Here is a 19,435-nt window from a genome sequence, read left to right on the forward strand (position 1 = left end):
GCGACGAGCAAGTTGGTGCTGATTAGAACGAGGGTCCACCCGTTCCCATTCCGAACACGGTAGTTAAGCTCGTTTCTGCCCACAATACTTGGCTGGCGACGGCCCGGGAAGATAGGTGGCGCCAACATAAGACAGGTTACTTCGGTAGCCTGTCTTTTTTTTGCTTTATACGGAGAAGGTCTGCTACCAGTGCAGCTCACATATGCCGGTAGCACGATGAAACTCCCATTGCAGATAATACTGTGCCGTTCCATCTAACTTGAGCTCTCCTGTGGATTGGTGCCGGTTTAAGCGAAGCAGCTCCCGCTTTTGGCTGTCCAGCAGGACGATTTCCGCATCCCCGCTGGACAGCCGGCAGTCGAAGCAAAATTTCATAATCCGGCTTTCGCGGAACCGGCCTCTATGCCGGACCCAGCCGGTGCAGGAGTTCAGGGAGGCGCGGCCGCCTCTTTTTCCCGGTTGAAATACAAACAGCACGGCGGCGATGCTCTTTGTTACGGCAAAGCCTTGGCGGTGCAAGAGATAAATCAGAATACCTATGGCGGTTGAGATTCCTAAAATTAAAGTCATAGCGGTTTCCTCCCGTTATTTTGCTGCCCTCATTTTACTACGCTAAGGAGGGCGTTGCAATCAAAAAAACGCGCCCCTGCCCTCGGGGTAACTCCCGTAAAGAAGCCAACACATTCTGGAAAGAAGTTGCTTTTCAGAGGGTGCTGCTTTATAATGAACTCATCGACAAATCGGGATTCGAGAGGATATCAATATGCTGAGACTGGAGAAGATAACCGGGAAAAACGTATGGGATATTTTGAAACTTTGTGTTTCTGAAAAGCAAAAAAATTTTGTAGCAAGCAATGACATCAGCATTATCGAAGCCTATACCGCCATAACCGGAAATGGATATGTTTTCCCTTTTGGAATATATGAGGATGATACACCGGTTGGTTTTTTAATGATTGGCTTTGATACAGATGATTATTGGGAGGACGCCCCATTGATAGCAAAAGGAAATTATAATCTCTGGCGATTGATGATAGATAGTCATTATCAAAATAGGGGCTATGGCAAAGAGGCGGTCAGACTTGCATTGGAATTCGTAAAAACATTTCCCTGCGGTAAATCGGAATACTGCTGGTTGTCTTATGAACCTGAAAATAGAATTGCCAGCCAGTTATACCGTTTGTTTGGATTTGTTGAAACTGGAGAAATGGATGGAGACGAGCTGATTGCTATTTTGAAACTGTAAAAACAAATTCCTTTTTATTGTTCTCCCCCACGGGCACTTTCCCCGAAAGTGTCATAGTGGGTTATACAGTATAAACGGGCAAGACAGACCGCTGCGGCCTGTCTTGCCCTTAACTTCTTTATGACGCCTTACCCTCCGGCACGGCGCGTTTCTTTATACAGTCCTCACATGAACTGGCAGAGAAGAATGGGGAAAAAGATGGCCGGGACGTAGTTCATTACCTTCACCTTCGTAACCCCCAGCAGGTTCAAGCTGATTCCCACAATCAGTATCGAGCCCACCACCGTCATTTCCGGGACCGTATTGGGGTTCTGCTGGAGAATGGGAGCCACCAGGCTGGCCAGGCAGGCGATTCCCCCCTCAATGGTAAGTACTGCCGCGGCGGACAGCATCACGCCCAGGCCCAGGGAAGAGGCGAAAATGATGGAGGACACAAAGTCCAGGGTGGCCTTGGTGAACAGCATTTCATGATTTCCGGTAAGGCCGTCGTTTAGGGCTCCCACAATGGTCATGGCCCCCACGCAGAAGACCAGGGAGGCCGTCACAAAGCCCTCCGCCAGGGAGGGGCCTCCCTCCCGGCCCTTCTTGAAGCTTTTCTCCAGGCCCTCCGCAAAGCGGTTCAGATGCCCGTCCAGGTCGCAGAGCTCACCAATCACGGCGCCCACGGCCATGGAGACAATGGCAATCAAAGCGTTGCTGCCCCCCAGCATTCCGTCGATGCCCACGAACAGGGTGCAGAGGCCCAGGCCTTTCATCACAGTGTCCCGCAGCCGCTCCGGCAGAATATTACCCAGCAGGAGGCCGATCAGGGACCCGGCAATCACCGCGCCGGTGTTGACCAGCGTGCCAACCAGCATGCAGATTTCCTTCTTTCTTCATTTAAAGTTCTAATGTATATCTTGGGAAAAGGGGCCGGCGTCTGCCGGCCCCTAAGTGCTGTGCGGTATTAGCCGATGTGTTTCAAACCGGACTCGCTGCGCTGGACGGTGACATCCTTCACCAGATCCTCCTCCCAGGCGGTGTAAGCTTCAGTCCGCAGATTGGCAGCGACCTGGGTCTGCCAGCGGGCCGCATTCACGCCGGAGAAGTACATGACATGGGAGCCGTACTGGGTGTCCACCACGCCGGTGTCGCCGCTCTGGCGGGCGGTGTCGAAGCACCAGTCGTTGAACTCCGTCACCATCCGGCCCTGATAAACCTCGGTGTACAGGCCGCCGTCGTACTTGGAGCCGTCGGTGGATTCCTTCAGCGCCAGGGCGGCGAAGGAGTCCTCGGTGGCCTCGCCGGACTGCCACTGGGCCAGCAGCTCTTCGGCCTTGGCGTGGGCGTCGGCTTTCAGCTGGGCCTGCTCATCCTCATAGCCCTCCTCGCCTTCGGCGATGGAGCCGCTCCCCAAGGGAACCAGAATGTGCCGGATGTCGATGGTGGGATTTTCGTCCCGGAAGCGGTCGTGGAAGACCACCACATACTGAACGGTGCCGTCCGCCAGGGTGGAGGCGTCGCCGGATTTCCGGGCGCTGTCGTACAGCCACTCGCTCATAACGCTTCCGGCGCTGTAGGTGCCGTTTTCGTTTTTGCTGTAGGTGCCGTCGTTTTCGTTGGCCAGCTCCTCCAGGTCCCCGCCGTCCTGGAAGCCGTCCAGCACGGTCTGGGCGAGGTCCTGAGCCGCCTCCAGAGCCGCGGCGGCTTCCTCCTCGGTGGGCTCCACGGTGTTGCCCTCGTCGTCGGTGGTGCTCTCCGCCGCGCCGGAGAAGGAGACGACCTCATAGGACACATGGTCATAGGTGTTCCGGTCAGCGCCGTAGGCATCCTCCAGCTCGCTGTCGGAGTAAGTCAGGCTGTCCTGATAGGCGTCGGCGTAGGCGCTGTAGCGAAGGACCCGCATCAGCTGCTCGCCGTAAACCTTCTCCGTGACGCCCGCGCCGAAGTTGCCTTTCAGGTACTGGCTGACGGAGATGCCGCTGGCGGCGGCTACGGCCTTGAGGGCGTCCATGTTGTCGTCATACTGAGCCTGGACCCCGGCGGGGTACTGGAAGCCCTCGGCCTCGGCGGCCTTGAGGGCGGCCTGAATGACGCGCATGTTATCCAGGGCTTCGTCCAGGAAATAGTCGTGCCAGGTCATGCCGGTGGGAGCCAGGGGGTCCGCTTCAGAATCGGCCTCCGCGCTCTCGGCGTCCGCGTCGGGCAGCTCAATGCCCAGCATGGCGGCAGCGGTGGAGTTGATGGACTGGCTTTTTAAGGTGGCGTTGGTGTTCAGTCCCAGATAGCTGAGGAAATAGGAATACTGGCTGTTGCTTACGAAGTTGCGGTAGGCCGTCTGATAATAGTATTCCACCTCAGCGGCGGTGTACTTCTCCCCGTCGATGGTGGCGGCGGTGGTGGTCTTGGGGATGAAGTCGCTGCGCCAGACGAAGGAGGCGATGACCGCGACCAGGACGGCGGCGGCGATGACGCCGTAGAGGAGGTTCGTCCGCTTCTCCTCCCTGCGCTGCTGCGCCTCCCGGGCGGTTTTGGGGTCGGCCTGGCCGGAAGCGGCCTGGCGGTTTTGCTTTTCTCTCGATGCGCTCATTTGTGTTTCAGTCCTCTCAAGTTTTCAGTTACAATTTTTGCCCGAACGGGAACGGGCTGGATTTTACGCACTTGCCTATTATAGCGGAACGCGGGCCAAAGTGCAAGCCTAAAATCCCTTTCCGGGAAAGAAAACGCCAGAATTCACGTTTTTTTCATCAAATCTCCGGGCCGGTCCGCTAAAATAACACTCGAATGGTACGACAAACATAACATGCCCGGCTGAAATTTTCCTGAAAGCGGAAAAGAAAACGGCCCTCAGGGCATAATAGTACCCCGCGAGAGCCGTGTAGACCCCGTTATAACCTGCACCTTCATGGACAGGTGGGTCGCCTCCAGCGCGCTTTACCGCTTCCAACTTCCAGCCGCGAACGGCAGCCGGGAGGCCTGCGAACCACGCACTGATCCAGCGTCCCTTATAACGAAATGTGGGTTAAAAAAAGATCTATCACGCACCCCGCAGGGTACTTTACCGTATGTGGTTTTGGAGTTACTCCTCGCCGTCGAACAGGGACTCCATGAAGAAGTCGTACACCTCTTCCAGCTCCTCGTCGGAGTCCAGGGTGGAAAGGACGTCCTCACCGTCCTCGTGGAGGACTTTTAAAATCACCAGCCCGGCGTCCGGGTCGTCCTCCTCCCCCTCGGTCTCGGCGGGGAAGAACGCTTGGTAGAGCTGTCCGTTGTGTTCCAGAGCGTCCATGAACTCCAGAACCAGCTCCTTCCCCTCCTCGTCGGTGACGGTCAGGAAGGTGGGGCCGAAATCTTCACTCATACAGGGCCTCCTTTTCTGGGCTCAACTGTATTTTACACGGAAACGACGGCAATTGCAAGAGTAGAATTCGTGAAAAAGGCGAAAAGTTGACAGCGCCGGTGGGAGTTAGTCTGCCCAAAACCCATAAATCCATGCGGCGCGGAAACTTTTTTTCGGCGAAATCCGACATTTTCAATATTGACAGGGCATGGTACAATGGAGAACAAGGGGCTCTGGACATGTTTGGGAGCCCTGGAAACAACTGGCTTTGACGCGCTTCGCCGCAAAAAGCAGGGCGGAGGCGGTATCCCCGGCAAAGGAGGTATTCGTTACTTTGGAGCAGCACGGAAGAAGAGAGCACCCCCAGCAGCCCCAGCGGCGCAGGAAGCGCAGAAGGGCCACCCCGCTGGGCATCGTCCTGGGCGTGGTGAAGTGGATCTTCATTACGCTGTGGACGGTCCTGCTGGTGGGCGTCTGCACGGCGCTGATCGGCCTGCATTTCTTTAAGGAGTATATCGACACGGTGGTCACCCCCAGCGTGGCGGTGCGGGCGGAGGACTACACCATGAACCTCAGCTCCTTTATCTACTATCAAGATAAGGAGACCGGGACGTGGAAGGAGTTCCAGAACGTCCACGGCGAGCAAAACCGCATTCTGGTGAGCTTTGACGAGATGTCCGACTACCTGTGGCAGGCCGCCGTTTCCATCGAGGACGAGCGTTTCTTTCAGCATGAGGGCGTGGACTGGAAGCGGACCGCCGGAGCGGTGCTGGAGCTGGTTGCCGGGGACGGCAGCTACGGCGGGTCCACCCTGACCCAGCAGGTGCTGAAAAACATGACAAAGGACAACGCACCCTATGTCAACCGGAAGGTTCGGGAGATTTTCCGGGCGCTGGAATTTGAGAAGAACTACACCAAGGAATATATTCTGGAGCTGTATCTGAACACCATCTATCTGGGCCAGACCTGCTACGGCGTTCAGACGGCGGCGCAGTTTTACTTCGGCAAGGACGCCAAGGACCTCAGCCTGGCGGAGAGCGCCTGCCTCATCGCCATCACCAACAACCCCTCGATTTTCGGCCCCCTGTACGACATCACTTACACCCGAGAGGATGGCACCAAGGTCACCCCCAGGGAGATGAACAAGGAGCGCCAGGAGGTCATCCTGAATAAAATGGCGGAGGTCATAAACCCGGAAACCGGCGTGCCCTTCATCACCGAGGCCCAGCGGGACGCCGCCAAGGCGGAGGTCCTGCAATTCGCCGACGGGTCCACCTCCGCCGAGGAGATCGTGGAAAAGGCCGTGGGCAAGATTGAAATCAACTCCTGGTTCGTGGATCAGGTAATCCGGGATGTGGTCCAGGGGCTTCGGGAGGAGTTCGGCATCGGGGAAGAGGAGGCGTACACCCGCCTCTACAACAGCGGCTACCACATTTACACCACCCTGGACCCGAAGATCCAGGCCCTGGCGGAGAGCATCTATGAGGACCGGAGCAACCTGGACGTCACCTCCCGGAACGGCCAGCAGCTTCAGTCCGCCATTACCATCCTGGACCCCTACACCGCCGACATCGTGGCGATGGTTGGCAAGGTGGGGGAGAAGGACCGGAACCTGGGCTGGAACTGCGCCACCGCCAAGCGGCAGGTGGGCTCCTCCATGAAGCCCCTGACGGCCTACGCCCCCGCCCTGGACGCCGGGGTCATCACCCAGGGGTCGGTCTTTGACAACTACCCGGTCCAGGAGCTCAACGGGAATCCCTGGCCCAAGAACTCCCCCAACACCTACACCGGCTTCACCACGGTGCGGACCGGCGTGCAGAAATCCATCAACACCATCGCCGTCCAGGCCCTCCAGTCCGTGGGGGTGGAGGAGGCCTACCGCTTCGCCACGGAGAACCTGCGGCTGGGTCTGGTGGCGGACGACATGGTGGTGGGCGCCCTGGGCATGGGCGGCCTGACCCGGGGATTGAACACTGTGGAAATGGCGGCGGCCTACGCCTGCTTTGCCAACAACGGCGTATACAACGAGCCCCGGACCTACGTCCGGGTCACCCGCATCGACAACACCACCGGCCAGGAAGTGACGGTGCTGGAAAACGAGAGCGAAAGCCATGTGGCCATGAAGGAAACCACCGCCTATCTCATGACGGACATGCTGAAAAACGCCGTGACCTCCGGCACCGGCGGACAGGCCCGGTTTGGCGGCATGCACATCGCCGGAAAAACCGGAACCACCAACGACAACAAGGACCGCTACTTCGTGGGCTTCACGCCCTACTACGTGGCGGCGGTCTGGACGGGCTATGAGGACCCGGAGCGCATCAGCTACAGCGGCAACCCCGCCATCACCATGTGGAAGAAGGTCATGGAGCCCCTGCACATGGACCTGCCCGACAAGGATTTTGACAACAAGCCCGCCACGGGGCTGACCAGCATCCGGGTCTGTCTGGACAGCGGTATGCTGCCCTCCGCGGCGTGTGAGGCGGACCCCCGGGGAGGCCGAATCGGCACGTTTACGGTGGCGTCGGGCACCGGGCCCACAGAGGAGTGCACCACGCACAAGGTGGTGTCCTACTGCACCGAGGGCCACTGCCTGGCCACGGAGTCCTGCCCCCTGGAGGTGGTGGAGCAGCGGGCCTACCTGGACTACGTCCGGGAGGACTACGGCCCCAGCATCAAGGCGGAGGACGACGCCTATCTCATCAGCAGCCTGGAAAAGATCACCGAGATTTCGGAGACAAACCCCATCGGCGGCTGTCCCGCCCACAACGGCCTGCCCCCGGTGAACCCGGAGGACCCGCTGAATCCCGAGGACCCCAACAACCCGAACGGCGGGACCACCACGCCCAGCGAGCCCTATGTCCCCGCCCCCGGCGAGAGCCACGAGGGCTACGGCACTCCGCCGCCCACGCCGGACCCGGAGCCCACGCCGGACCCGCCCCCCACGGCTCCCACCGAGCCCCAGGAGCCGGGAACCACGGAGCCCGACGGCGGAGGACTCTTCGAGGACCTTTGGAACCTTACGGCCTGAGGGGCCGGAAGGGGCCGCAGCGTTTAGCCAAAAAAGCCGCATGGCGCGCAAGCGTCATGCGGCTGCTTTTCTGCCTGCGAGAAAAGCGCCCCCGCGCAGAGCTGCGCGGGGGCGCTCCGATCAGTTCTGACCGGCGAGATATCCGTTGACCTTGTCGATGCGGGCCTGGGCGTTTTCCGGGGAAATGACCTCGATGCCGGGGTCCACCACGGCGTCCACGTCCTTGCCCTGGAGCTTGTCGTAGGCGGTCTGGCAGGCCAGGTAGCCCATCTCATAGGGCTGCTGGGCCACGGACATGGTCAGAAGTCCGTCCAGGATGGCCTGGCACGCGCCGGTGGAGCCGTCGAAGCCCAGGAAGATGGTGTTGGCAAAGCTGGGGTTGCCCTCTGCGGCCCGGACGGCTCCCACGGCCATGTCGTCGTTGTTGGCGCAGACGATGGCGATTCCATCCGGGTGGGTTTGGATAATGGCTTCCATGCAGGTGACGGCCTGGTCCGCCACGGCGTTGGCGTATTGGATTTCATCGGCCAGGAAGGTCCCGCCGTTTTCATTGACTCCGGCGGTGTATCCGTTCATCCGGGCCGTGTTGGTGGCGTCTCCCTTGACCCCGGCGATTTCGATGCACTCAATGGTTTCCCATCCCGCGGCTTTCGCGGCCTTGACGGCTTCCGTGGCCCCCAGCTTGGCGGCGGCCTCGTTTCCGGTGCCGATGAAGGAGACGATTTCCGGCGCGTCGATGTTGGTGTCCAGGGCGAAGACCGGGCGGGTCTCCCCGGCAATGAGGGTGGCGGCGGTCTCCGACTGGAGGGGGGCGATGATGATGGCGTCCACTTCGCTGTTGTTCAGGGTGGTTTCGATCATATTTTGCTGGTCGTCGTAGGAGGTTTCATTGGCCGGTCCCGTGATGTCGATGACCACGTCCGGGTGCTCGGATTCGAATTTCCGGCATCCGGCCATAATGAGCTGCCAGTGCTCGGAGGCGGTGGTCTTCAAGATAACGCTCATCTTATAGGCCCCTTCCTTGTCCCCGGAGGAGCCGCCGGCGGAGGAATCGCCGCCGCCGCCGCAGGCGGAGAGGGAGAGGAGCATCAAACCGGCCAGGAGCAGGGCGGCTATACGCTGTTTCATCATAGTAAACCTCGTTCCTTTCTGAATGGGGGACTTACTGCGTGATTTCGCTGAGCTTGACGGGCCGCCCCTCCTTGAGGGACTTCGTGGCGGCGGCGGCGATGAGGATGGGGGCCAGGCCGTCCTCTCCGGTGACCTGGGTCTGCGTGCCGTTGAGCACCGCCTCGGCAAAGGCTTTCTGCTCGGCGGCGAAGGCCATGGTGTAGCGGTCCCACATGATTTTGTAGCAGGGGCTGGAGGACGTTCCGTCCGCCCCGTAGTAGGTGGCGTTATTGGGGGTGTCGTTTTCATCCATCACCGCGCCCTCGGACCCGAAGACCTCCACCCGCTGGTCGTAGCCGTAGACGGCCTTCCGGCTGTTGTCAATGACGCCCATGGCCCCGTTCTCGAATTTCAGGGACACCACGGCGGTGTCCACGTCCCCCGCCTCGCCGATGGCCGGGTCCACCAGCACGCCGCCGTAGGCGAAGACCTCCGTCACCTCGGAGCCCGCCAGGAAGCGGGCCATGTCGAAGTCGTGGACCATCATGTCGTAGAAGATGCCGCCGGAGACCTTCACATAGTCGATGGTGGGGGGCTCGGGGTCCCGGGAGCTGATTTTCACCAGGTTCACCTTGCCGACTTTGCCTGCCCGGACGGCCTCATAGACGGCCCGATGGTTGTGGTCGAAGCGGCGGTTAAAGCCCACCTGGAGTTTGACTCCGGCCTTCTTCGCCGCGGCGATGACCTCCTTCACCCGCTCGATGCGGTAGTCCACGGGCTTCTCCACAAACACGTCCTTCCCGGCCTCGGCCGCCTTGATGGAGTATTCCGCGTGGAGGTCCGTGGGGGAGCAGACGACGACCGCCTTGATTTCCGGGTCCTTCAGAATTTCCTCCGCGTCCTTGACGATGTTGGGGATGCGCAGGCGCCGGAGGAACTCCACCGTCTCTTCGCTCATGTAAGGGTCGGCGATGGTCTTGATTTCCATCTCGGGGACAAACTTCGCGATGTTCTCCGCGTGGACCCGGCCGATGCGGCCCGCTCCGATGATGCCGATTTTGATGGTTTTCATGTACGTCTCTCCTTCTTAGAATATGGAATTTAAAGTTTCATGATTGCTTTTACCGCCTCAGCGGTGGAGGTCTTCGGCATAAGCTCAAACCCGATCAAGCCGGTGTAGCCGGTTTTCTCCAGGCAGGCGAACACATTGGCGTAGTTGATCTCGCCAGTGCCAGGCTCGTGGCGGCCCGGGGCGTCCGCCACATGGATGTGGCCGAACTGGTCCCCATAGGCCCGGATGTTGTCGCAGAGACTGCCCTCGTTGAGCTGCATGTGGTAGGCGTCATAGAGCACCTTCAGCTTGGGGGAGCCGATGAGCCGGGTCATTTCAGCGGCCATCCGAGTGGTCTGGAGGAAGTTGCCCACATGGTCCGTGGTGACGTTCAGGGGTTCCAGGTTCATGGAGATGTCGCTCTCCTCCGCGATTTTGGCGCACTCTTTCAGGGTGCCGAACATGGTGCAGAGCTTTACCGTGTCGCTGAGTTCATCATAATGGTCGATGACCATGCCGCCGTCCCCCAGGCCGTTGGAGTGGATGGTGACGGACCGGGCGCCCACCTTCTTAGCCGCCTCCACGGACCGGCGGAGGAAGGCCAGGTAGGCCTCCTTCTGGCTGGGGTCGATGAGGGAGAGTTCCGCGTCCCCGTTGAAGCCGGAGACGCCGATCCCGGCCCGTTCCGCCGCCGCCTTCACCGCGTCCAGGTCCTTGTCCGTCCAGCTCCAGAACTCGACGAATTCGAAGCCGTCCTGTTTAGCGGCCTGGAACCGCTCCAGGAAGGGAAGCTCGCTGTACATGGGCTCAATGCAGGCTGATTTTTGAAAGTTCATAGCGCTGCCTCCTATATGTGCTTTATTATGTGCTATTCGTTGTGTGCCTTTACACACATTATGGCAAAGCCGGGCCCGGCTGTCAACCCCTTTTTCCATTTTGGGGGAAGATTGAAAAGAAATCAGCGGATTTTACAAAAGGGACGAAAATTTCTTTTGCAAATCCACAAGAGCTGTGCTATCATAAAAGCGTCACATACTGTGCACTGCACATATTGGGGAGGAATCAGCATGGGGAAGAGGGCGACAATCCAAATGGTGGCGGCGCTGGCGGGCGTTTCCCGGGGAACGGTGGACCGGGTGCTGAACAACCGCTCTTATGTGCGGGCGGACGTTCGGGAGCGGGTTTTGGCCGCCATTGCCGAGACGGGGTACGTGTCTCCCCGGGAGGCCCACGCCCGGCAGATGGCCGCCTCCCTGGAAACGCTGAAATTGGGGGTTCTTCTGCCCAGCGAAGAGGGGCAGTTTCGGGCGGACGTGGAGCGGGGTATTGACAGCGTCCGGGAGGAGCTGTCCGCCGGCCGGGTCCGGGTGCTGGTGCGGCACTGCAAAACCGATATTCCCCAGGAGGCGCTGACTCTGCTGGACGAGCTGGAGGCGGAGGGCTGCAAGGGCCTGGCCCTCTGCTCGCTGAACGACCGCTCGGTCCAGGACCGGGTGACGGAGCTGACGGAGCGGGGGATTCCCTGCGTCACGTTTAATTCGGATCTTCCGGAAAGCGGCCGGGTGTGCTTCGTGGGCCAGGACATCCGCCGGGCGGGCCGGGTGGCGGCGGAGCTGATGAGCAAATGCGTGTCCCGGGACGCCGTCGTGCTGGCGACGGTGGGCAATTTAAAGTTCGACGGGCACCGCCAGCGGCTGGGCGGCTTTCAAGAGCGCATGGCGGAGCTGGGCTTTGCCCCGGAACAGATTGTAGTCGCGGAGACTTTTAACGATTATGGCACAACGGTTTCTGTGGTAGGCGAGGCCATTGCGGCCCATCCGGGGCTGGGCGGAGTCTACATGGCGAACCTCAACGTGTCCGGCTGTGTGGAGGCGATCCGGGCGGCGGGCCGAAAGGGGGAAATCCGTGTGGTCTGCCATGATATCAACGAGGGAATCCGGCGGCTGCTGCTGGATGGCGGCGTGGATTTCACCATTCCCCAGGACATGGTGCAGCAAGGAGCGCTGCCCCTGCTGCTGCTGCGGGACCTGCTGCGAAAGGGGATTCAGCCGGACCCTGCCAGGGCTCAGGGACGTATCGACGTGCTCTGCGCCGAGAATATCATGGGGTACGGCCTGTAAGCAGGGCGCGGGCCATGGAAAACGCTTGAAGCGCCCGGCGTGGGCACCGGGCGCTGGCTTTTTTATAGGGGAGGACAGGCGCCGTTCTGCCTTCCGGGGATGTTTCGTTAGGGGGAGGACTTCAGAATAAAGTGGTCGATCCACCGTCTTGCGGGCTATTCCGGCGGCGGGTCCGCTGTTGAGGAGGGAAAGCTTCCTGAATTTGAGGGGGGAAAAATTTTCAAAAGAAATTTAAAAATAGGTCTTGCATTTTCTGGCGAAGTGTGCTAATCTATACAAGCTGACATGAGTGAGCGTAAATATCCGGGTGTAGCGCAGTTGGTAGCGCACTTGACTGGGGGTCAAGGGGTCGTGAGTTCAAGTCTCGCCACTCGGACCATAAAGGTGAAACAATCTGGATATTTTAGGCTGAACGCTTAGAGTACCAATTGTTTCACCTTTTTGTTTTTTGGGATTTCAAAATCCCGCAAAATGGATATTTTCAGGGTTTTCGCACGACTGGAGGGGTTCGAACTCCCCCCCTTTTGCGGACAAACGGCTTTTTAAGCGCCAGCGCCCTTTTTCAGCCGCCTTCATCACCGCTTTTTCACCAGAGCATATTACACGAAATTTCAGCGCCGGAGTTGTTGGCTATGCACAGCCTGACAGCCCGGCGCCCTTTTTGCGCCCAAAAGAGCACTTCACATTTTAACCGAAAATCTCGCCTGAAATTGGTTAGAAATAATGAATAGCTATACCAACTGCCTTGTGATACTCTTGCTGATACTCTACCAGCAAATCTACGATAAAGGAGCTGAACTCTATGCCCACCTACTACCCCATCGACGAAACCGCCGCCCGCCGGGCCAAAGAAATGAGCAGTTTCTACGACTACAAGCCCGGCTCCGCCACGGCGTCCTACCGCCAGGAGGTAGACAAGGCCGCCGCTATCGCCGAGGCTCAGAAGAGCCGTGTGGACCCCATGTACCACGAAAAGATTGACCGCCTTCTGGATACCTACGCCCGTAAGCTGGCGGAGAACCTCAATCATGGCTACGCCATCGCCGCCCGCTGCCCCTCGGTGTTCATCGTCGGCCCCGCGAACTTCCCGGTCCGAAAAAAGGAAAAACAGAACCGGGCAGACGACGCCAATATAAGAGAGTGGCAGGAAATCCAAGGCATCCTGGCCGGGCTGAAAAATCTCTCCCACCGTTTCGTCCATAAGAACCGCGCCAATCGGAAGTCCGGCGCCCAGTCCTTTTGCGAGGGTGATGATGTTAGGATGGATATGGTATTGCTCACAGCAGAGGAAAGTGCCGGTTCGACCAATTCCCGTCTGCACTTCATCCACAATCAATAAAATATCACGCTCTTTACAGATTTGTTCAACGTATTGCGCATACTCCCGTTCCATCACTGTCACGCCGCCCTCGCCTTGAACAAGTTCGATCATAATGCCGCATATAGAATCGTTCAGGGCATCCAGCAGCGCGAGCGCATCCAACAACTCCCGCTGTTCGTTGATTGGAACATAGCGGAATCCCTCTGTGAAGGGGAAAAAGTGCTGGTGAAATGAATCCTGGCCTGTAGCCGCCAAAGTTGTAATAGTCCTTCCATGGAAAGAATTGCGGAGGGTAATCATCTGGTTGCAACGATAACCCTTTTTGTCCCTTCCATACTTCCTGGCCAGTTTAATTGCGCCCTCATTGGCCTCTGCGCCGTAATTGGAAAAGAAAACCTTAGAGTATCCGGTCGCTTGGCATAGGCGCTCTGCCAGCAGAGCATCGGGCGAGGTATAAAACAGATTTGAGGTGTGCTGCACCAGTTTGAGCTGTTCCGTAACTGCCCTTACCCACTCTTCATTGCAGAACCCCAGGGAATTTGCGCCAATCCCGCTGCCGAAATCAATGTATTCCTTTCCATCAAAATCTTTTGCGGTAGCTCCATGACCGCTTTGCACGGCAACGGGAAAACGGTTGTAGGTATGAGCGACATAAGTTTCATCTTTGCTGAAGATGTCTTGATTTGTCATGGTTGTGTTCACTCCCATTTTCTTCCTCTGTTTTTCCGTCCGCCGTGGAGATGAAGCCGTCCAACAGACCGAAGCTGGTCCGCATATCCTCAATGTAGGTCCGGTACTCCTCGGGAGTATCCGCCGGGAGTTCCCCGCCGTAAAAGCACAGCTCGGCGGCGGAGATATTGTGCGTGGCGGAGCCGGAGGCCAGGGCGCACAGGAAGGCAATCACCAGAATGATGGGGGAGAGCACCGCCACTATGCCAGGGCGTCCAGCCGCTTCGATCAGAAGGTCGTGCGCGCGGTCCTTGAGATTAGGAAGGAGCGTTTGAAAGGCGCTCAGCTCCCCGTCCCGGATTGCCAGCACCGCCCGGTCATAATCATCGAGCCGCAGGGGACGCTGTCCCACTGTGTCCATATAGGCGGTGATGCTGCCGGTCATGCGCCGCAGGAGCTGTTCGGTCTGGGACATGGCCTGCTCCTGGCGCTCCCGCTGCTCCACCAGCGCATCGATGATGACCTTCTCCTCCTGCCGACTGAGATGGACCACTCTGCCGCCTGTATCTTCCTCCACTCCTCTGATTTTCATGTACCGGGCGTGAGTGGCATGATCGCCGTGAAAGGCTTTCGTAATAGCGGAGGAGATGAGGAACATCCGGTCCAGATCATTTCCGTTTTCGCCGAGAGTTTTGCCAGTGAAGAATTTTTGTGTAACGCTCTTTTCATGGCCTTTATCATACCACTTGAGGTATGCGTCCAGATAGACGCCCTCGCTGCCGCCGTAGTCGGTGGTGCAGAAGATACCGGCGTCTTTGGGGGATCTCCCGTCCATTTTCCCAGAAGCTGTCCAGGAGGAAATACTCGTCGGGCAGGTAACCCTGGCTTTCCAGGCGGTGCTTCAGCTCCTCGAATACCTCGGCGGCGGTCCTCTGGCCCGCGTATTCCAATTTGCGGGGATCGTCCGCAGAGGGTTTCCGGTGGTCAAATTCAATGACATTCATTTTCCTGCGATTCTCCTTTGATAGATTTTTGGCTTGTCTCAGCCGGACTGGGTATGCTATGATAGGACTAGAACAAAGTTTTGCGCCGGGGAGGCGGAACCAGTGGCGGACCGGACTTATATCGCCTGTGATCTGAATAATGCCGAGAAAAAAGAAATGCCGATATTATTTGGAAAAGCCTCAAATGAGAGAAGTTTTCTAAAAAATATCGGCATTACCTGTTATACTGGGAGCACCAAATATAACAGGGGGTGAAAATTTTGCAAAAGATAGAAGATGCAGTAAATGGTGTGCTGGACGCACTGCGTGACCAAGGTCTTAAGGAGTCCAGCATACAGCAAATTAGCTGGAGCGTCTATCATCCCATCATCAACTGGCATTATGAGCATGATACTGAGTTTTGTTCAGATGAACTCTTGGAAAGCTTATGTGAATGCCAGCGAGTAAGGTATGAAGGAGGGGAAATCAGCAGAAAATTCTACCGTTCATTTGTAACAGCATCGTTTCGTGTCCATTCCTATGTGACCACTGGAGAAGTGGATTTCTCCATAATAAAAGATGCACGGCGGTATAGGCCCAACAAATCTTACCAGGAACTCACCGAAGCAATTTTGCAAAGCACAGATCTGACAGATGGGCATAAAAAGAGGCTATCGGTTCCGATACGTCATTTTTTCTGCTTCTTGCAAGGGCGAAATAAGAGCAGTACCCAGATAGGCGATAGAGATTTTATTGACTTCATTTATGAGGCCGCAAAAACAAACAAGAATAATATGACGGTAGTCATGCGAGCTTTAAGAATTACAGCAACATATTTGAATGATCACCAGTTAGCCAATATCAAAACTGACCTGAGTGTTTTCCGTCCCCAAACAGCCCTAATCCATTTAATTCTCCCCTATACCCAGCATGAAATCAATCTGGTGCTGTCGGTAATTGATTCAAATTCAAAAACTCCGCTCCGTGACCGGGCAATCATTTTGCTGGCGTTCAATTCCGGCCTTCGCTGCGTTGATATCCGAAATCTGAAACTGCTGGATATCGACTGGGAAAGGCAGGAATTGCGAATTGTACAGAAGAAAACCGGGAAACCCATTGCCGCCCCACTTAACGGAAAGACTCTCAACGCCATTGCTGATTATATTTTGAAAGAACGGCCGAAATGTAAAGATAATCATGTGTTTATTCGAGCCTATCCGGTATATACCGGTATCGCGAGTACAAGCCCGTTAGATTACATGATTGACAAATACTGTCGGTTAGCGGGTGTTGAGAAGAAGCCCTATCGTGCATTTCACAGCTTGCGTCGTGCTTTTGGAACAGAGCTTGCAGACGTGGGGGTTCCTGTTACATCCATTTCACAGATGCTTGGACATAGTGATATGTCATCTGGAAAAGCCTATCTTAGCTTTAATAGAACGCAAACCGCACTGTGCTCCGCAGACTTTTCTGAGGTTCCCATCTCAAAAGGTGTTTATGCGGATATTCAATTTCCATCTTGCTGCACTTTTAAGAAAGGCGGTGACGGGATTTGAGTTTCTGGGCTGAAATGGAGACCGCATACCACGATATGATCAACCTCAAGGTATCCCTTGGATATGACGCAAAAACGTATGGGCCATCTCAAGTTCTCTCGTTTCTTAAACATTGTTCCTGCAAATTTCCTGATACGCATGAAATTACACAAGAAATGCTTGACAGTTGGCTGTTAGTGCGAGAGTTTGCCACTGACAACACCAGAAAGCATATTATAATCAATATTCGGCATTTTACACGTTACTTGAATGCTATTGGACAAAAAGCGTTTGTCCCCACAGAAGAGTATAACATTAAAGTTCAGCGATACCAGCCCTATATCTTCACAGACGGGGAATTACGCCAACTGTTTGATTCTCTCGACAGTGTAAAGCCATGTGCCAGATCTTATGCCGAATGGATTCTCCCTGTGCTGTTCAGATTGGAATTGTGCTGCGGGATGCGCCCTAATGAACCGTTGAATCTCAGGACAGAAGATGTTGACTTAAGAACCGGAGACGTTTTTATCCGAAAATCCAAACGGGGCAAGGAACGACACATAGTAATTTCCGAAGATATGCAAATACTTTGCGCCAACTATGACCGGTTCGCGGGAAATCAGGAGTGGTTTTTCCAGCACTGGGATGGAGGCAAATTTTCTACAACATGGGCAAGAAACCGGTTTAGAAGAGCCTGCATTCGAAGTGGAATTTCAAAGGGTAAATCGTTTCCTCGTCCTTATGATCTCCGTCATAGCTTTGCTACGAGAGCACTTATGCGCTGGGTCGATGAGAAACGAGATGTCATGGCACTCATACCATTTTTAAGTGCTTACATGGGACATGTGAGTTTGGAGGAAACTCTGTACTACGTGCATCTTCTTCCTGAACGGCTAAAGGCTTCCCCTGGGATTGATTGGGACATACTCAACGAGATCTATGCGACAGAGGAGGTTCCGCATGAAAAAGATTAAAGATCCTGCTCTGTTTGAAAAAATCCGGGAGTTCTTAACAGAACATTTGCCCATCATTAAAAAGGACAGTCCCAATACCGTAGCGGCATATCGCTATACCCTGAATTTATATTTAGACTTTTTGCAAGAGGTATCTGCTAAAGAACTGAGCGATATTACATCATTGGATTTTACAACGAAGAACATCGTGGCCTTTATGGATTGGCTCATATCCAACCGAAAAAATAAAGCACCCACCGCAAATTTGCGACTAGTTCATATGCGGAAATTTTGCCGTTTCCTTATGGGAGAAGACGTTTTACGACTTGCTGAATTATCCGCCATACAAAAGATAAAGGGATTTCCAAAAGAATGTGCAGATGAAGTCCACTATCTTTCCGTCCAAGAAATGAAACTGGTTCTGTCACAGTCAGATACCAGCAAGAGGCTTGGGATACGAGACAAATTCTTCATGTATCTGCTCTATGACAGCGGCTGCAGAGTTCAGGAAATATTAGACTTAAGAGTGAGGAACTTTTTTATAAAGAACGGCGCTGCCCAACTTCATGTGATTGGAAAGGGAAACAAGTTCCGTGCTACTCCGATTTCAAATGAATTGATTGAAATGTTCAAAGCATATTGCGCCCACTTCCATAGAAACGCAACCCAAGACGACTACCTATTTTACACTATACGGAACGGAATTCCTGTAAAGATGTCCAGTGATAACGTTCAACGATTCGTTGAAAAATACGGTGCTAAAGCCAGAAATCAGATGTCTTCCATCCCTCATATTCATCCTCATCTGTTTCGTCACACCCGAGCTATGCATCTGTACATGGCCGGGATGCCGCTGGAGATGGTTGCCCAATGGCTTGGACACTCTCAAATGGAAACCTCCCTGATTTATGCGAATGCTACTACTGAGATGAAGCGGGCTGCCGTCAAGAAGATTTCCACAAAAGAAAACTCGGTATTCGCAGATGACGAGAAATTTAAATACAAGGATAATAGCGAGATTATCAAGCAACTCTACGGATTGTCCTAAAATGAAATGCCGATATTTTTTAGAATTCCTCATTTATTTGAGGTGTTTCCAAATTATATCGGCATTTCTTTTTTCTCGGCATTATTGAGATCTATGGCGAGATAGGTTCGTCCATCCATATCCTGTCACCTCCGGTTTTGGACTGTACTCAACAGCTTTATCATAGCATACCCCGTTCCAGGCAGACAAGCGGATTTTTGGATCGTTTTCAGAAAAGAAATAGAGCGGCAAAAGCATAACGCCTTTGCCGCTCTATCCTAAGCTCTGTTTGCCCGCTCAAACCGGGCGCTCCACGTTTTCACGGTCTGTTCTTTCAGGAAAGCCGTCAGGACATCCAAGTCCTGCGCCTTGTCAAATCGCTCCAGGGCTGCGTAGTAGTCCCGCCGGTCCTCCTCGTGGATAATGATGGGCGGATGGTCCCACAGCAAAAGCTGGTAATTCATCAGCAGCCGTCCCGTGCGGCCGTTGCCATCGGCAAAGGGATGGATGTTTTCAAACTTGGCGTGGAAATACGCCGCCGCCGTCAGCGCTTGCTCCGGTCTGATGTTCTCCAGCTCCGCCAGAAGCTCACCAAGCTCCACAGGCACATCCTCCGGCAGAGCGCCTACCTCCTGGGGACCGGTCACATAGTCGTTTTTCTTATAGCTTCCGGGCCGCTCCCCCTTTTGGTAGCGCAGGGTGTCATAGGTGCCCTGGGTCAAAAGACCCTGGAACTCGCACAGCAACGCTTGATCCAAAGCCTCCCTCTTCTCGAAAGCGTCCATCATCCGATGATAGGCCGCCACGGAATTTTGTATCTCAAACAGGGACCGCACATCGCCCGTATAGCCGCTGACACCGCCGTGGTCGAAAATCTCCCGGGTGTCGTGGTAGGTGATACGATCATTTTCGATTTTGGCGGAATGGTAGATGAACGCCGCTCCGTTGCCGTTCATTTCCAGGGCAATGTCCGCAGCGGTTCGGATGCGCTTCTCCCGCCACCAGGTAAGGATTTTCTCATAGGCCACGGGTATCACCTCCGTTTTCCTGGCCTTATCTTACCATAATCA

General features: G+C 55.6%; 15 protein-coding genes, 1 tRNA gene, 1 rRNA gene, 1 other RNA gene and 1 pseudogene. 8 read left to right on the forward strand and 11 right to left on the reverse strand.

From position 1 onward, the window contains the following. The first annotated feature begins 11 nt into the window (after positions 1–11). A 5S ribosomal RNA gene (rrf, locus tag Q1M04_RS13240) occupies positions 12–127 on the forward strand. A gap of 56 nt (positions 128–183) precedes the next feature. On the opposite strand, the gene Q1M04_RS13245 is transcribed toward rrf, so the two are convergent. Next, on the reverse strand, positions 184–570 hold the full coding sequence (locus Q1M04_RS13245; protein WP_300346795.1) for a hypothetical protein: 387 nt from the start codon (positions 568–570) through the stop codon (positions 184–186). Positions 571–763: 193 nt separating this feature from the next. On the opposite strand from Q1M04_RS13245, the gene Q1M04_RS13250 reads away from it, so the two are divergent. Further along, positions 764–1,246, forward strand: a complete 483-nt coding sequence (locus Q1M04_RS13250) for a GNAT family N-acetyltransferase (RefSeq protein ID WP_300346792.1) — start codon at positions 764–766, stop codon at positions 1,244–1,246. A 164-nt stretch (positions 1,247–1,410) separates the two neighbouring features. On the opposite strand, the gene Q1M04_RS13255 is transcribed toward Q1M04_RS13250, so the two are convergent. The 4 genes from Q1M04_RS13255 to Q1M04_RS13270 all read right to left on the reverse strand — a co-directional run bounded on the left by Q1M04_RS13255 (position 1,411) and on the right by Q1M04_RS13270 (position 4,586). After that, positions 1,411–2,103: a DUF554 domain-containing protein gene (locus Q1M04_RS13255; protein WP_300346789.1), complete on the reverse strand. Its 693-nt coding sequence runs from the start codon at positions 2,101–2,103 to the stop codon at positions 1,411–1,413. Positions 2,104–2,192: 89 nt separating this feature from the next. Further along, positions 2,193–3,815, reverse strand: a complete 1,623-nt coding sequence (locus Q1M04_RS13260) for a peptidylprolyl isomerase (RefSeq protein WP_297301773.1) — start codon at positions 3,813–3,815, stop codon at positions 2,193–2,195. 268 nt (positions 3,816–4,083) lie between these two features. Continuing rightward, positions 4,084–4,283: non-coding RNA, 6S RNA (gene ssrS, locus Q1M04_RS13265), on the reverse strand. 21 nt (positions 4,284–4,304) lie between these two features. Then, positions 4,305–4,586 carry a DUF1292 domain-containing protein gene (locus Q1M04_RS13270; protein WP_300346786.1) on the reverse strand — a complete coding sequence of 94 codons (282 nt, stop codon included), beginning with the start codon at positions 4,584–4,586 and terminating at the stop codon, positions 4,305–4,307. Between the two features lie 313 nt (positions 4,587–4,899). Here Q1M04_RS13270 and Q1M04_RS13275 point away from each other — a divergent pair, with 313 nt between their 5' ends. Further along, complete coding sequence (locus Q1M04_RS13275) at positions 4,900–7,596, forward strand: transglycosylase domain-containing protein (protein WP_300346783.1); 2,697 nt, start codon at positions 4,900–4,902, stop codon at positions 7,594–7,596. Between the two features lie 120 nt (positions 7,597–7,716). On the opposite strand, the gene Q1M04_RS13280 is transcribed toward Q1M04_RS13275, so the two are convergent. Genes Q1M04_RS13280 through Q1M04_RS13290 form a run of 3 tightly spaced genes read right to left on the reverse strand, consistent with a single transcriptional unit; the run spans position 7,717 to position 10,593 of the window. Then, entirely contained in the window at positions 7,717–8,724 is a 1,008-nt protein-coding gene (locus tag Q1M04_RS13280) for a sugar ABC transporter substrate-binding protein (protein ID WP_300448143.1), read from the reverse strand. 34 nt (positions 8,725–8,758) lie between these two features. Beyond that, complete coding sequence (gene iolG / locus Q1M04_RS13285; RefSeq protein ID WP_300346780.1) at positions 8,759–9,778, reverse strand: inositol 2-dehydrogenase; 1,020 nt, start codon at positions 9,776–9,778, stop codon at positions 8,759–8,761. Positions 9,779–9,807: 29 nt separating this feature from the next. Beyond that, positions 9,808–10,593, reverse strand: a complete 786-nt coding sequence (locus Q1M04_RS13290) for a hydroxypyruvate isomerase family protein (protein ID WP_300346777.1) — start codon at positions 10,591–10,593, stop codon at positions 9,808–9,810. A 231-nt stretch (positions 10,594–10,824) separates the two neighbouring features. On the opposite strand from Q1M04_RS13290, the gene Q1M04_RS13295 reads away from it, so the two are divergent. Then, positions 10,825–11,877: a LacI family DNA-binding transcriptional regulator gene (locus Q1M04_RS13295; RefSeq protein ID WP_295759118.1), complete on the forward strand. Its 1,053-nt coding sequence runs from the start codon at positions 10,825–10,827 to the stop codon at positions 11,875–11,877. Positions 11,878–12,180: 303 nt separating this feature from the next. Further along, a tRNA-Pro gene (locus Q1M04_RS13300) sits at positions 12,181–12,256 on the forward strand. Between the two features lie 207 nt (positions 12,257–12,463). Here Q1M04_RS13300 and Q1M04_RS13305 read toward each other — a convergent pair. Both Q1M04_RS13305 and Q1M04_RS13310 read right to left on the reverse strand, forming a co-directional pair. Further along, entirely contained in the window at positions 12,464–13,900 is a 1,437-nt protein-coding gene (locus tag Q1M04_RS13305) for an aminotransferase class III-fold pyridoxal phosphate-dependent enzyme (RefSeq protein ID WP_300346774.1), read from the reverse strand. Positions 13,901–14,126: 226 nt separating this feature from the next. Beyond that, positions 14,127–14,871 (reverse strand): annotated as a pseudogene (locus tag Q1M04_RS13310) (ankyrin repeat domain-containing protein); the annotation flags it as partial. 260 nt (positions 14,872–15,131) lie between these two features. Here Q1M04_RS13310 and Q1M04_RS13315 point away from each other — a divergent pair. The 3 genes from Q1M04_RS13315 to Q1M04_RS13325 are packed head-to-tail and all read left to right on the forward strand — an operon-like array spanning position 15,132 to position 18,386. Continuing rightward, positions 15,132–16,406: a tyrosine-type recombinase/integrase gene (locus tag Q1M04_RS13315; protein ID WP_300346771.1), complete on the forward strand. Its 1,275-nt coding sequence runs from the start codon at positions 15,132–15,134 to the stop codon at positions 16,404–16,406. Positions 16,407–16,441: 35 nt separating this feature from the next. Then, positions 16,442–17,359 (forward strand): tyrosine-type recombinase/integrase, encoded by a 918-nt coding sequence (locus Q1M04_RS13320; protein WP_300346768.1) that lies wholly within the window; start codon positions 16,442–16,444, stop codon positions 17,357–17,359. After that, positions 17,346–18,386 carry a tyrosine-type recombinase/integrase gene (locus Q1M04_RS13325; protein ID WP_300346765.1) on the forward strand — a complete coding sequence of 347 codons (1,041 nt, stop codon included), beginning with the start codon at positions 17,346–17,348 and terminating at the stop codon, positions 18,384–18,386. Before Q1M04_RS13320 ends, Q1M04_RS13325 begins: the two co-directional genes overlap by 14 nt. A 257-nt stretch (positions 18,387–18,643) precedes the next feature. On the opposite strand, the gene Q1M04_RS13330 is transcribed toward Q1M04_RS13325, so the two are convergent. Continuing rightward, on the reverse strand, positions 18,644–19,393 hold the full coding sequence (locus tag Q1M04_RS13330; protein ID WP_300346762.1) for a Fic family protein: 750 nt from the start codon (positions 19,391–19,393) through the stop codon (positions 18,644–18,646). Positions 19,394–19,435 lie beyond the last annotated feature (42 nt).

Source organism: uncultured Oscillibacter sp. (genome assembly GCF_950073225.1).
Lineage (GTDB): Bacteria > Bacillota > Clostridia > Oscillospirales > Oscillospiraceae > Oscillibacter.